This is a genomic window from Sunxiuqinia sp. sy24, from assembly GCF_052677165.1.
The window spans coordinates 18,076-33,015 of the sequence record NZ_JBQYLH010000029.1 but is presented as its reverse complement, the minus strand read 5'-3'; the positions used below and the strand labels follow the sequence as shown (position 1 = coordinate 33,015).

General features: G+C 40.0%; 8 protein-coding genes. All 8 read left to right on the top strand.

All coding sequences use genetic code 11. The features are described 5' to 3' along the window. The first annotated feature begins 737 nt into the window (after positions 1-737). The 8 genes from ACUNWA_RS18550 to ACUNWA_RS18515 all read left to right on the top strand — a co-directional run bounded on the left by ACUNWA_RS18550 (position 738) and on the right by ACUNWA_RS18515 (position 14,654). The gene (locus tag ACUNWA_RS18550) at positions 738-2,138 is read left to right on the top strand and encodes a sulfatase (protein WP_445593425.1); all 1,401 of its coding nucleotides are present in this window, start codon (positions 738-740) and stop codon (positions 2,136-2,138) included. A 30-nt stretch (positions 2,139-2,168) separates the two neighbouring features. Next, positions 2,169-2,753, top strand: a complete 585-nt coding sequence (locus ACUNWA_RS18545) for an RNA polymerase sigma-70 factor (RefSeq protein ID WP_445593424.1) — start codon at positions 2,169-2,171, stop codon at positions 2,751-2,753. Positions 2,754-3,104: 351 nt separating this feature from the next. Further along, a complete protein-coding gene (locus ACUNWA_RS18540) occupies positions 3,105-4,157 on the top strand; it encodes a FecR family protein (RefSeq protein WP_445593423.1) in 1,053 nt (350 codons plus the stop codon). A 194-nt stretch (positions 4,158-4,351) separates the two neighbouring features. Next, the gene (locus tag ACUNWA_RS18535) at positions 4,352-7,738 is read left to right on the top strand and encodes a TonB-dependent receptor (protein WP_445593422.1); all 3,387 of its coding nucleotides are present in this window, start codon (positions 4,352-4,354) and stop codon (positions 7,736-7,738) included. A gap of 26 nt (positions 7,739-7,764) precedes the next feature. Further along, complete coding sequence (locus ACUNWA_RS18530) at positions 7,765-9,486, top strand: RagB/SusD family nutrient uptake outer membrane protein (protein WP_445593421.1); 1,722 nt, start codon at positions 7,765-7,767, stop codon at positions 9,484-9,486. Positions 9,487-9,607: 121 nt separating this feature from the next. After that, positions 9,608-11,269, top strand: coding sequence for a glycoside hydrolase family 18 protein (locus ACUNWA_RS18525; protein ID WP_445593420.1), 1,662 nt, complete (start codon positions 9,608-9,610; stop codon positions 11,267-11,269). A gap of 98 nt (positions 11,270-11,367) precedes the next feature. After that, positions 11,368-12,972 carry an alpha-L-fucosidase gene (locus ACUNWA_RS18520; protein ID WP_445593419.1) on the top strand — a complete coding sequence of 535 codons (1,605 nt, stop codon included), beginning with the start codon at positions 11,368-11,370 and terminating at the stop codon, positions 12,970-12,972. A 146-nt stretch (positions 12,973-13,118) separates the two neighbouring features. Further along, the gene (locus tag ACUNWA_RS18515) at positions 13,119-14,654 is read left to right on the top strand and encodes a sulfatase family protein (protein WP_445593418.1); all 1,536 of its coding nucleotides are present in this window, start codon (positions 13,119-13,121) and stop codon (positions 14,652-14,654) included. The last annotated feature ends 286 nt before the right edge of the window (positions 14,655-14,940 follow it).

Genomic DNA, 14,940 nt, shown 5'->3' with positions numbered 1-14,940 from the left:
ATATTGAAACAAAACTCACTGAACGACCAGAAGCAGGGCAATTGAGAAATTCAATAATTGAATACTTGATTAGTGATGAATTCAAGCCGACACAACAGGTTGACTTACTGGAAATAAAATCATTGTTTAAATAGTTGTTGTTCCAATGAAAGTAAGATTAACGGCAAATGGTCAGCATAGCGAATGGATGGTAAATGTTTCAGTTGCCCCACCTTCCTTTAATTGCGAATAGATAGTGTTTGTAATTGGTAGAATATCAGGGATTATATTGAGCTTTGCTAAGCTGTTTTAGAAAAACATTCTTTCTAACCTTTTCCGCCTTCTCCCAGCTCTGGGATCCGGTTTTCCAAACTATTTATTAGCAACACGGTTTAAAACTTCCCATTGTCAACTGCAAAAGCGCCCAAAGCCCTATTTAATTAGGCTTTGGGCGCTTTATGTATTAAGGGTAGTGCCATCTTCTTTTGTAAGATGGCTTTCATCTTTTAGAAGATGTCCGCTGTGGGGAAGGCGAATAGCATTCGCTGATGGAAGGTTAAAAAAATTATTGTATAACTATTATTCATATTGGGCAAACTGTCTTAGGGCATTCAAAACTGATAATGAAATCTTGAGACGGCACGGGATTAAGGGCTAGACCTATCTGGCAATCTGAAATCTGAAAATAGAATGAGTTATTTTAATGATTTTGGCTAGCTTTAAAGCATCTAAATAGACACTTAATTACTACTAAAACTATGGATTTTAAAACGCTCATTGGTCTGTCTGGCCTGTCTTGCCTTTGCTTTTCACATTCAACAGCACAGGAAAATACCTTGAAGCAACGTCCCAATTTCATTCTGATTGTAGCTGACGATTTGGGCTATGGTGATTTGGGATTTACCGGAAGCACGCAGATTAAAACGCCCAATATTGATCGTTTGGCAGCCAACGGGGCTGTCTTCTCGCAGGGCTATGTTTCATCGCCGGTTTGTAGTCCTTCGCGGGCAGGAATATTAACCGGGAGAAACCAGGTCTCGTTTGGACACGACAATAATATTGGAGACAATCAGCCCGGTTTTGATGAGACGTTTTTGGGATTGCCTTTAAGCGAAAAGACCATTGCCGATCGCTTACATACCTTGGGGTATGTCAATGGCCTGGTGGGGAAATGGCACCTCGGCGATCAGCCTCATTTCCACCCATTAAAACGAGGCTTCGACGAATTTTGGGGCTATACCGGAGGCGGTCATGATTACTTCACTTCAGAACCGGATGGACGAGGCTATAAAAGCCCGATTGAATGTAATTATAAAGAACCATCAGCAATTACCTACATTACGGACGACAAGGGAGCTGAATGTGTTGATTTTATCGGACGTCATAAGGACGAACCCTTTTTTCTGTTTGCTTCGTTTAATGCACCCCATACGCCCATGCAGGCTACCAAAGTCGATTTGGAATTGTATCAACACATTGAAAATCAGAAGCGGCGAACCTATTGTGCCATGGTACATCGCCTGGATGTAAATGTGGGACGAATTATGGATGCTGTTGAGGAAAACGGAATAGCCGATAATACCTTGATTGTTTTCATTAGCGACAATGGAGGACCAACCAATTCCAATGCTTCAATCAATGCCCCATTTAACGGGCAAAAAGGAATCTTACTGGAAGGCGGTATCCGAACCCCATTTATTATGAACTGGAAAAATGTTATTCCTGAAGGAACTGTTTCAGCAGATCCTGTTATTTCGCTGGATTTAGCTCCTACTTTTTTTGAATTGGCAAGCGGCAAAACTACGGAGGAAGATCAATTTGATGGTGTTAATCTTTTGCCATACATCAACGGTGAGATTGATGGGAAACCGCACGATTCTTTTAACTGGCGGTTCACTATAAGTGCTGTTATTCGGGAAGGAGATTGGAAGCTGATTCGACTGCCTGATCGTTTTCCCGTTTTGTACAATTTGAAAGAGGACTTATCCGAGCAGCATGACCTTGCCCTTGAAAATATCGAATTGACAAAGGCCTTATTGAAAAAACTAGGAACCTGGGATATTGCTCAACCGCATCCTGTATTTTTGGAAGGAGCTGAGTGGCGAGCGAATCAACTAAACTTATACGATAGAACTTACCAGTTAAGTCAACCAGAATAAAAAAGCCTAATATTTTTCTAAATTTGACAGATGGAAATTTCGCCGGATAAACTCCAAAAACTTGCAAAAGGAATTCGTGGAGGTGAGATCAAAGCTTTTGATGAGCTCTACGAGCACTATAGCCAGCGGTTGTATGGCTTTGCATTTTCAATGTTGAAAAACAAGGAGGATTCGAAAGAAATTGTGCAAGACACCTTCTTGAAAATTTGGAGTAGACGAGCTGAAATTGATACTTCGCATTCATTAAAATCATTTCTGTTTACGATCTCCCATAACCTAATTATTGACCTTTTTCGCAAAAGGGCAAAAGAAACGGAATTTCAGTCTTACCTGAAATATTATTTTAGTCAGAACAACTCTGAGTCAGCAATCATGGTCGAGTTTCAGGAGTTGAATGAGGAAGTTCAGCGCTTAATTGCCGAGTTGCCTGAAAAACGTCGGCAGATTTATAAGATGAGCAGGGAAGATGGGCTAAGCCACAAGGAAATAGCATCCAAGTTGGGGCTAAGTACTAAAACGGTTGAAAACCAAATCAATTTGACCTTAAGGCATCTTCGTGCTCATATCGATTCCAATAGTCTATTGGTGTTACTTTTTATGGCTTTATTTGGTTGATAGTCAGTTTTCGGTTTTCAGATAGTATCGTCATCACGAGTGAAACGAAGTGATCTGTCAATGGAGAGGGTTTAGCTTCCAAGTTTACAATTGTCCGAAAATCTAATGTCTAACAGCTATTGTCTTCTTGTCTTGACATCTAATTTCAGAAGTTTCAAAAAAAAATAATTTCTTTTGGGGGGTAGTCAACGTTTTTGCGTAATGCTTTTGACCGGGCTTAGAATGAAGATGTAAAGTAATAGCAGTATGCCGGAAACGAGTTGGATAAAAGCATTTAGCAAGAAGAAGGTTTTTGAAGACAATACATCGATAAAAAAGTTTGCCACAGACGATCACAAATAAATTTTGACCATGAAGAAAAAAGATGAAATAACAACTTTAATTCAGAAATATCTGGAAGACAGCTGCAGCAGTGAAGAACTGGACGAGCTTTTTCATCTTTTAAATAAAGATGGGGATCATCAACAAGTTGAAGGCGCGCTTTATGCGTATTGGAAAAATAAATCGACCTATAAAAATGAAATGGAAAAAGAAGAACTGGATGAGATGTTATCGTTTATCCATCAGCAGATGATTCCGGCAAAAAACCGCTCTAAAACACCCATTTTAAAAAGCCTGAAAAATCATTTTGTGCGGGCTGCAGCCATTTTATTTATTCCCTTATTGCTTGGAACACTTTGGCTGACAGTGGATAAGTTGCAAGATAAGCAAGCCGCAACCATGGTTGAACTGGCAACGCCTTTGGGATCAAAGATTAAAACAACCTTGCCTGATGGAACCGAAGTGTGGCAAAATGCAGGAACCATATTGCGGTACCCGAGCTATTTCTCCGGGAAAAATCGCGAAGTTGAGTTGATTGGAGAAGCTTACTTTCATGTTGTCTCAGACAAAAACAATCCGTTTTATGTGCAAACAAGAGCCGGAAAGGTGAAAGTGACCGGAACACGATTTAACCTATCTGCTTATGAAGATGATGCTTATTCATCGGTAGTCTTGGAGGAAGGAGAAGTTGTTTTCCTTCCGGAGAAAGGGAAGGAGGTTCGCTTACTGCCAACCGAAAAGCTTATTTATACGAAACAAACGGGAGAGTTACTAAAACAAAAAGTGGATGTGGAGAAATACACTGCCTGGACCGAAGGAAAACTGATTTTTAGAAATGATCCTTTAGTGGATGTTTTGCAACGATTGGAACGCTGGTTTCATGCAGATATTGAGTTGTTGGATCCCGATGGTAGCCTGGCAAAGCACACGTTTACACTAACCATTGAGCATGAAACTTTGCCACAGGTATTGGATTATATCACGCAAGCTGCTGATTTGAATCTGGAGAATAAACGAATAAAATCCACAGATGATACATCAATACATAATGTGCAATATCAAATATCAAAACATAAAAACTAGAAGCCTATGTAAATACGGAAAAGAATGAAAAACTAAGAAGGAGGATGCTGGAACATCCCCCTCGCAATTAGTTAATTAAACAATCTTCTGGATAAAAATTGTAAAATTCTAACGATCACAAAATTATGAAAAAAAATCGAAACCGGTTTGGCTTAGCTGTGCCTATTTGCCAAGTCCGAAAAATTACACGGATTATGAAACTAATCGTATTATTAATGACTATTTTAATTAGTCAGACTTTTGCGATCAGTAGCTATTCGCAAGATAAGCTGCTCTCATTAAGGCTGACTAATTCAACGGTAAAAGATGCTTTAATCGAAATTGAAAAAAGCAGTGAGTTTTATTTTTTGTACAGCAACCTTCTTGTTGATGTTGACCGAAAGATAAATGTTGATTTGGATAATAAGAAAATAGAGGAGGTGTTAACCGATATTTTTCAGGGAACAGAAACGGTTTTTGTTATAAATGATCGGCAAATCATTCTCAAACCTGATTCGAAAAATGCCGATTGGCTTGGTATGCAACAGAAGCGAAAGATTTCCGGAACCATTACAGACTCATCTGGGCAGCCACTTCCTGGGGTAACTGTGCTGGTGAAAGGAACCACTCAGGGAACAGTTACCGATTTTGATGGGAATTATTCGATTGATGATGTTTCTGTTAGTGGGACTTTAGTATTTTCTTTTGTTGGTATGCGAACTCAGGAAGTTGTTGTTGGTAATCAGTCAACAATTAACGTGACAATGGACGATGATGCTATTGGTTTGGAAGAAGTAGTTGCGGTTGGTTACGGTACCCAAAAAAAAGTAAGTTTAACAGGTTCCGTTACCCAAATTAATAGTGATGAATTAACAGTAGCCCCTGTTGGTAATGCCGCTATTGCTATTGCCGGAAGAATGCCAGGAGTGATTACAAAACAGACTTCAGGTATGCCGGGTAGCGATAATGTTAATATTTCGGTTCGAGGATTCGGTACTCCGTTGGTATTGGTAGATGGTATTGAAACCAGTTTCAATCGGATTGATCCGAACGAAATTGAATCGATTACGGTTTTAAAAGATGCTGCTGCGGCTATTTATGGTTCAAGAGCAGGAAACGGTGTTGTTTTAGTTACTACTAAGCGTGGTAAAATGGGAAAACCTGTTATTGAATTTAAGAACAGTTATTCACTACAACGCCCGGTGGTTAACCCTAATTATGTCGATGCGGGTAGTTTTGCCGAGATGTGGCGAGAAGCAAACCTAGCAGATGGTATTGATCCATTGATAAGTGTTGGCGGGCAATTGGTCCCTCTTACTCCAGAGGTTGTGGATAATTTTAAAAATGGAGCTCCCGGTTATTACAATACCGATTGGGCTGAAGTATTGTTTAGGGATGATGCTCCAATGATTGAGAATAACCTATCAGTAAGAGGGGGGAGTGAAAAGATTAAATTCTTTACCTCTTTAGGGCATTTTGATCAACGAAGTATTCTTGCTTCTGATGATGTGTCATTCAAACGCTACAGTGCAAGAGCCAATATTGATGCAGAAATAGCTGAGAGCCTGACATACACACTCGATCTGGCTTATAGAAACGAGTTCAGAGACCGATTGGCTCTTCCTGTTGCTGATATTTTTAATGGATTAGATTTTGCACAACCTATTTATCCTTATGTGCCAGGCGATGAGATGGCTTCCTATCATGGAAATGACCAGACATCTATTGATGGTTTTTCTGAAAGAAACATATCTGGATTTGAAGAAATAACTAATGATATTTTTAGTGGAAACATGAGTCTTAAATATGATTTGTCATTTATCAAAGGCTTGTCGTTGAAAGCAAAATTATCGTATCTGTATAATGGTCAATTTAATAAGCGTAGAGGTTTGAAGTTTGATATTTATACGCTTGATGGTGAGGGGATTCCGTTCGTTTTGCACAGTAGAGAAACAGACGGAGGGAGTTTGACAGAAAAATTTAATAAGTATATCCAGATTTATCCCCTAATCTCAGCTGAGTATGATGCTGATATTGATGAGAATAACAAGATAAATGCGATGTTGCTTGCCGAGCAAATTGACAATCGTAGTGTGTATTTTAGTGGCTACAGGGGGCAGTTTCTTTCAAAAGAATTGAATGAGTTTTTTGCAGGGAGCGAAACAGGACAGAATGTCTCTGGAGGTTCAAGTGAAACTGCGCGTCGGAGTTATGCAGGTCGTTTAAATTATAGCTACAAAGATAAATACCTGTTATCAGGGACTTTTCGCTTTGATGCTAGTTCTAAATTTCCTTCAGACAGCCGTTGGGGATTCTTTCCAAGTGTATCGGCAGGGTGGCGAATTAGTGAAGAGCCTTTTTTCAATACAGATGTTGTAAATAATTTGAAATTGAGAGGATCCTACTCAGAAGCAGGGGTCGATAATATCGATAATGCTTTTCAACATCTTATTGGTTTTAATGTACAGGGAGGAGATCCATTCCTGTTTGGAAATAATGAGGCGTATGCTCGAATAAGAGCCACCGGTTTACCAAACCCTAATGCAACCTGGGAAAATGTGACGACCTATAATTTAGGTGTCGATGTTTCACTTTTGAACAGTAAGGTTGTTTTTGAAGGGAATGTTTTCTATCGAGAGAGGGAAGGTATTTTGGCAAATTCAACTGCCCAGATCCCAAGTACATTCGGACTTTCTTTACCGCAAGAAAATATAAACAGTCAGAATAACCGAGGCTATGATGCAACGTTAACCTATCAAGGGGAAACAGGAAAGTTCAGGTACACTATCTCAGGCAACCTTACATTTAGTCGGGCAAAATGGGATCATTATGAAGAAGAAGAATACACTGATCCTGATCAAATTCGAATTTATCAAAGATCTGGGCAATGGACCAACCGTATATTCGGTTACTTGACCGATGGTTTCTTTAATTCTCAAGCGGAAATTGAAGCACTTCCTTACGATCAGGACCAACATGGTAACTCGACTCTGAAACCGGGAGACATTATCTACAAAGACGTAAATGATGATGGTGAAGTTGATTTCAGGGATCAGGTTGAGCTGGGATATGGTAGTTTCCCGGATATGTCTTATGGACTAAGGTTAGCTGGGACTTATAAGAATTTTAGTGCTGATATGCTATGGCAGGGAGCTAGTCGTTTTAATATGTCTATTACCAGTGCTGCACGTAGTCCATTTTTAAACAACGGTGTAGTCCCTCAAAAATTCTATGAGAAATACAGGTGGACACCTGATGATCCAGCCAATCCAACTAAAAACATTAATCCTGATGCTGAATTACCAGGAATCCATTCTAATGGTCTAATGGGCAACAATACTAAGATGTCAGATTTATGGCTGAAGGATGGGACTTATCTCAGATTGAAAAGCCTCAGTGTTTCGTATAAAATTCCAACCCGGTTAATCGAGGGTGTTCTTGAAGGGGCTTCAGTCTTTGTTAGTGGTACAAACTTACTTACATTAAGTAAGCTTGGTATTTATAAAGATAGTTTTGATCCAGAGTTTTCAGGTGTTGGTACCACTACTTTGGTCTTTCCAAACCAACGATCGATTACCGTAGGGTTGAATATCGTATTATAGGGTTTTATTTATAAAATGTAAAAAAAATGAAAAAAATAACAGATATAATTTTATTTGGCTTATTCTCGCTGCTATTTGTAAACTGTAGTGATGATTTTCTGGATAAGTCACCCAAAAGTTTGATTTCTGAGGTAGATGTTTTTAAAGACCCCAATCTTGTTGATGCACTTCTTGCCGATTTGTATAGTCGTACGAGTTTTCAATATCAGGGTGGTTCAAATCATAATTTAGGTGCCTGGTGGCAGATAGGTGGAGAGGCCAGAGTGTTTGGCCCCTGGCAGGATCCTTGGCAGATCACTTATAATCTGCCGGATGAAAATGGATCAAGAAAATATGATTATTGGGTTTATGGAAACATTAGAGCCTACAATGACTTTATACAAAAAATCGAATCCAATGAAATTCTTGACCCCGAGATTATAAAGATTAAGTCGGCAGAAGCTAAGTTTCTTCGAGCGTGGTGTTATTTTGAGATGGTTCGTCGTTTTGGCGGTGTCCCTTTAATTCTAGCCCCCCAAGACAAAGATGTGGATGATTTGTTTGTTGCAAGGAACAGTGAAAAGGAGATCTATGATTATCTTGATACTGAATTGGAAGCAATTGCTGAAGCATTGCCTGAGGAAACAGAAGCTGGTCGTGTAAATAAATACGCTGCGTATGCATTTAAAAGTCGTGTAATGCTCTATGCTGCAAGTGTTGGAGAATTTGATGGAAGAGTTCAACTAGATGGATTGCTGGGAATGAATTCAGCTGAGGCGGACGAATACTGGCAAAAAGCGTATAATGCAGCCCAAACCGTTATTTCAAGTGGAAAATATGCTCTGTACAACAAAACTTCCGATCCGGTGCAGAACTACATTGATTTATTTTTGGATGAAAGTGATAATCCTGAATCAATTTTCTCTGTTCTATTCGATGGTGCTGCCGGTAAAGGACATATGTATGATAATATAGGTCAGCCTATGGGGTTTGCTTCATGGAACTCCAATTATAACCCATATTTGGAAATGGTGGAATATTTTGATTTTGTTGATGGAAGATCTGGTATGATTGACCGCACCAAATTCAACGGGGAAAACCATTGGGATATTCACGACTTGTTTGGAAAACGTGATCCTCGCTTCAGGGCTTCAGTCTTTTATCCTGAAAGTCAATTTCAGGGGCAAACAGTTTGGATGCACCAAAAGTCTATCGGTACCCGACCAGAAGATTCAGAGGTTCCAACTGCCGGTCCAAACCGGAACTGGCAGCGTACCGGATTTATTACCCGTAAAAGAATTGACGAAAATCATGTAAATCCGATTGCAGGCTATAGTAGCACCGATTATCATGTTTTCAGGTATGCTGAAGTACTTCTTAACAAAGCTGAAGCAGCATTCTATCTAAACAAGTCCGGAGAGGCACTTGCGTTGGTGAACGAAGTACGTGCACGTGCAGGTATGTTCCCAATAACAGAAATCACGGAAGAATTAATTCGTAAGGAGCGTCAGGTGGAGTTGGTTTTTGAAGACCAGCGCTTTTGGGATTTAAGAAGATGGAGAACTGCTTATGATGAATTAAATCGAGTTTATAAGGGATTAGTATTCACCTATGATTTTGATGCCACTGATGGTGAAAACTACATTGTAACAGTCAAAAATGCAGATGGATCTGATCCTCATATTTTCGAAGAACGTTTTTATTATTTCCCATTTGGTTTAGGGCGAATTTCTGATAATCCAAACCTTGTGGAAAATCCTGGCTATTAGTAATCATATTGATTGTCAGTTATAGTATTGGGGATAAGGTTCTTATCCCCAATACTATAACTGACAATTAGTAGAAATCCCCAAATACATAGAACAATACACAAGTGAAAAAAATACTATTATGAATTCAATAAATATATTACTTCGCGTATTAATCATTTTTTGTTCTTTTTTATTAAGCTCATGTGATAGAGAATCAGTCGTCTTAGAAGAACCCGATAATAATACGGACAATGATGATACATCGTACGAAAAATTCTTTAGTTCCTATATAAGGTTAAATTTTTATGAGACTGGTCGTGTTTCTGATGAGTCGGTTTTGGCCTATGACGACCTGATCATGATCGCATTCAGACCTTATACCGATGGAACTCTGTTTTTTGATATTCCTGATAACCAGGCTTCTTTTTCTAATGCCAGTTATCTTGAAGATTTTGGTAATCGAAATGGGGTCATCGATTTTAATGGAACAGGTGCAGATATGAATGTTGGTTTTGACCTCTTGAATAACGTTAAAATTGCAGGTGGATCAGATGGTTCATATAAACAGTTTACTTTTGGAACCTGGCTTTCGCTGGATAACTGGACTCCCGGAGGTTTTATTTTTAAAAAGGCCAATGAAAGTGGGAGTGTCTATTGTAAAATGAGTGATGCCGTTGGCGTTTTCGAATTTAACATCAACGATAAAAGTGTTACTATTCATGCCGACAATGTATTGAACGGATGGCATCATTTTGCTTTAGCATACAACGGGAATAAAGGTCCTGCTGAACGTGTTGCCTGTTATATAGACGGGACTTTGTTAGATAATGTTGTGGTAGCTTCAGATTTTCCAAGTTCTGTTCCTTTTATCCGGGACGCTTTTCATATAGGCTTTGGGATTGATGCTAAGTTGGATGAAACATTTATAAGTAGTTTGTTTTTGCCTGCTAGTACGGTCTCTGGATATATGAATAATGGGATTGAGTTGCGAAAAACAGATTGGAACTCCAGTAAAACGCTTGCTTACTGGACATACGACAATTCTTCTGATCCGGGTAAAGATGCCCAGTCATGGAAAACCATTTATGATGAGTTGCGCACTACACTTACAGGTAAAGATATAAAACTACGTGTTGGAATGGCCGGGGGAGACTGGAAAACAGTTGTTGGGAATGCCACTTCCCGCACAACTTTTGTAAACAGCGTATCCGATTTTATATCTCAATACGCTTGGGATGGAGTAGATCTCGATTTTGAATGGTGTGAATCCACCCAGGAATATAATAATTACAGCAAGGCAATTGTTGAACTGGGTGAAAAGTTAGCTACGTCGGATGTTACTTATTCGGTATCATTGCACGCTTATTATTATAAAATTAGTCAGTTGGCGATTAATAAAACAGATTTCATTTCCCTTCAGGTTTATGGGCCTCAACCTTCATTATTTGATTATGATGAATTTGTGAGTAAAAGTAATGCTGTTGTTGATTACGGTATTCCTAAAGAAAAATTAGTTCTTGGAGTCCCTTTTTATGGTGTTGAAAGTAATGGCAACAGATCATCTGCTGCGTATCTTAATTTTGTAGATGCCGGGTTAATTAGTTCTCCACTTCAGGATCAGGTTACATACAATGGTAAAACATATACCTTTGATGGGCAGGAAACTATACGCAAAAAAGCTCTATTTGCGAAGCAGAATAAATACAAAGGAATAATGAGTTGGGATATTGCCACAGATGTAACATACAGCAATGAGCTTTCATTGGCAAAGGCGGTGAATGATGCGCTTGCATTTGAATAGATTAATATTCTGAGATAAGTTATCCATTATAGCAGCTTAATTTAAGTTGAAAGCCCTCGATGTTCTTAAAAATCAATGAATAATATAAAGTTTAAAATATGCAGACAATAAAACGTTATTTCTCATTAATAATGCTAATGTTTTGTTCAGTTCCCTGTTTTTCGCAAGAGCAAGAACGTTCTTGGGAAGAATTAAGGGATCAATATGAGTTTCCAACTTGGTACACCGAAGCCAGATTTGGTATTTGGGTCCATTGGGGTGCACAAACGGAGCCATTAAAAGGCGGAGGCTGGTATGCCCGCCACATGTATATGGAGGATGTTGGCCGTGAACAATGGGGGGATGCCGCCTATGAATATCATTGTAAAACCTATGGGCACCCTTCAGAAATAGGTTATAAAGATGTGCTTCATGAATGGAAAGCTGAGAACCTGGATACTGATGCATTGGTAAAGTATTTTAAGAGTCTTGGTGCGAAGTATTTTGTAGCACTGGCGAATCATCATGATCACTTTGATAATTTCAACTCAACCTACCATCCCTGGAATTCGGTTAATGTTGGCCCCAAACGCGATATTATCAAAGAGTTTGAGGTTTCCTGTAAGAAATTTGATATCCCGTATGGCGTGAGTTCACACGATGACCGGTTTCTTTCCTGGTGGCTCCCGGCATTTGGAGCGGATACTTCGGGAGTCTATCAAGGCAAGCACTACGATGGTCACATGACCGTTGAAGAAGGCAAAGGAAAGTGGTGGGAAGGCCTGAATCCGGCTGATCTGTATGGATTGCCACCAAAGCAAAGAACGCCTGAATACATCGAAAGCGTCAAACAAAACTGGGTGCTTCGTCACACCGAATTGGTAACCAAATACGATGTTGACATGCTTTGGTTTGATGGTTATGGATTCCCTTACAAAGAGTATGGCAAGAAAGTTTGCCAGAATTTCTTCAATCACAAGCTTCAGCAAAACGGAACAATTGATGCCGTTATAGCCGGAAAATTCTCGAACGAGCCTTCAACTGTTAAGGATATTGAGCGGGGAGGAGCCAGTGAAATTTTGCCTTACCCTTGGCAGGGAATTACTACGCTTCGTACCTGGTTCTACAAGGAAGATACAGGCCGGATGGACTACAAGCAAAACGCCAGAACCATTATTGAATTGCTGGCCGACTACATGAGTAAAAACGGGAACTTATTGCTTAATGTCGAACTCTTGGCTGATGGAACCATTCCCGCTGAACAAAAGCCAATGCTGGATGACATTGGTGATTGGGTCAACCTGAACAGCGAAGCTGTTTATGGTAGTAAGCCTTGGCTGATTTATGGCGATAATATCGATTCGTACCTGAAACGAGAAGATGAAGGTACCGACGAAACAGACCTGGCAGCCTTAAAAGAACAGAAGAAAACGGCTAATTTCAATGAAAGAACAGTAACTAGTCCAGCTTATGGACATGATGAAGTCCGATTTGTGACCAACAACAAGGCTTTGTATGTAATTGTGCTGAATCCTGAAAAAGGTGATATTGAGCTCCCATCATTAGGTTTGAACTCCGAGCAAAAGCCGGGGAAAATCAACTCAATCAAGATGATTGGTGGAGATCAAACCATTAAATTTCAACAAGGATCAGAAAAGCTTATTCTTTCGGTTCCTGGTGAACGTCCCAATAAATATGCAACAGTGTTTAAGTTGAGAAGATAAATACTAGTAAAAGTCAATACTATTCCTAGTAGCGAGGATTATTTTAAACTCCTCTTGTTTTGATATTTTTAGAAATGTGAAAAAACGACACTTTAATTTACTGTTTATATATATATGTTTCAAATACGTTAAATAAAACGCTACTCATGAATACACTCAAAAAGAAGATTCCGGGGCTGGTTTCAGCTTCTATGGCAAGTTTAATGCTTGCACCTTCCTGCACTCCGGGAAGTCAATCCGAAACAAGTTCGCCAAAAACGCCCAATATTGTTATTATCTATGCGGATGATTTGGGTTATGGTGATGTCAGTTGTTATGGTGCGACAGAACTAAAAACGCCCAATATTGATAAGCTGGCAGGCGAGGGAGTAAGGTTCACGCAGGGCTACTGTACTTCAGCTACCTGCACGCCCAGTCGGTATGGTATGTTAACCGGGCAATATCCTTGGCGCAATAAACGAGCTCAGGTACTCCCTGGCGATGCTCCATTGTTAATTGAACCGGGGAGTGTAACGCTTCCATCGATGCTAAAAGAGGCCGGATACCGGACGGGTATTGTCGGTAAATGGCATTTGGGTTTAGGCGAGGGTAGTATTAACTGGAATGAAGAAGTTAAGCCTGGGCCCCGGCAAGTGGGGTTTGACTACGACTTCATCATGGCTGCTACAAATGATCGTGTTCCAACAGTTTATTTGGAAAAAGGCCATGTGGTTGGCTTGGATCAAAATGATCCGATTGAAGTTAATTACAGGGAGAATTTTGAGGGGGAGCCATCTGTTCCCGAAAATCCTGAGCTGATCAAAATGAAATCAAGTCAGGGGCATGATAATTCGATTGTGAACGGTATTGGTCGGATTGGTTTTATGAAGGGAGGAGAAAGTGCGCGGTGGATTGATGAGAACATGGCAGATACTTTCCTGGTGCGTGCTCAAAAGTTTGTTGAGTTAAATAAAGATAAACCTTTCTTTCTCTATTATGCCTTGCACCAGCCTCATGCTCCCCGTGTTCCTCATCCTCGATTTGCTGGAAAGTCCGGACTCGGGCCGAGGGGGGATGTCATCCTGGAAGCAGATTGGTGCATCGGGGAGTTTATGAAGACCCTGGAAAAAAATGGGCTTGACGAAAACACGATTGTCATATTTTCGAGTGATAATGGCCCTGTTGGCGATGATGGTTATCACGATGAAGCAGAAACTTTAATGGGAAATCACACGCCTGCCGGACCTCTGCGCAGCGGAAAATATAGCTTGTATGACGGTGGAACGCGTGTGCCCTTTATCGTGCGCTGGCCAGGACAGGTAGAACCAGGTGTTTCTGATGCCATGGTTTGCCAGATGGATTTCCTGGCATCTTTTGCTTCCTTATTGGGGATTCAAATTGAAACGAAAGATAGCGAAAATATTCTTCCTGCCTTATTAGGAAAGGATGAGACAGGACGTGAAGACCTGGTTGTTCAGGGAATGAGGGCAACAGCCTATCGTAATGGTGACTGGTCGTTAATCCTTCCGCACAAAGGGCCTAAAATGGTGCCATGGGGAGTGAACAATGAAACAGGTTTTGATACTGATGTGCAGCTTTTCAATCTGGCCAATGATATTGGCCAAAAGGTTAATGTTGCTGAAGAAGAAGTGGAAAAAGTCGAGGAACTTACGGCTAAATATAAAGCGATATTGGAAGATTAGGGTTCGTTAAGTTTTTAGGAAAGGTCATTTCCTAAGCTTCTCCGCCTTCTTTCAACTAAAAAGCCAATCTTTTCAGCCAGGAGAGGAATTATTCCTCATCTTTTGACTGTTTGGATTGGCTTTTTTTGAGGTTGAGGTATCGCAAGTGCTTGTTGGCCTGAGATCTGAAGATCGAATGATCTATTTTCCAAGAAATCTATTCCAAGAATAATACGGCCTTAATGTTTCAATCTGTCTATTCCTTCACCTCTGATTCTATTCGTTTTTTTGTAGCTTTAAGCCTTGA

Coding starts and splice junctions, on each gene's coding strand:
- ACUNWA_RS18550 (WP_445593425.1), top strand. CDS start 738: ATGGATTTTAAAACGCTCATTGGTCTGTCTGGCCTGTCTTGCCTTTGC.
- ACUNWA_RS18545 (WP_445593424.1), top strand. CDS start 2,169: ATGGAAATTTCGCCGGATAAACTCCAAAAACTTGCAAAAGGAATTCGT.
- ACUNWA_RS18540 (WP_445593423.1), top strand. CDS start 3,105: ATGAAGAAAAAAGATGAAATAACAACTTTAATTCAGAAATATCTGGAA.
- ACUNWA_RS18535 (WP_445593422.1), top strand. CDS start 4,352: ATGAAACTAATCGTATTATTAATGACTATTTTAATTAGTCAGACTTTT.
- ACUNWA_RS18530 (WP_445593421.1), top strand. CDS start 7,765: ATGAAAAAAATAACAGATATAATTTTATTTGGCTTATTCTCGCTGCTA.
- ACUNWA_RS18525 (WP_445593420.1), top strand. CDS start 9,608: ATGAATTCAATAAATATATTACTTCGCGTATTAATCATTTTTTGTTCT.
- ACUNWA_RS18520 (WP_445593419.1), top strand. CDS start 11,368: ATGCAGACAATAAAACGTTATTTCTCATTAATAATGCTAATGTTTTGT.
- ACUNWA_RS18515 (WP_445593418.1), top strand. CDS start 13,119: ATGAATACACTCAAAAAGAAGATTCCGGGGCTGGTTTCAGCTTCTATG.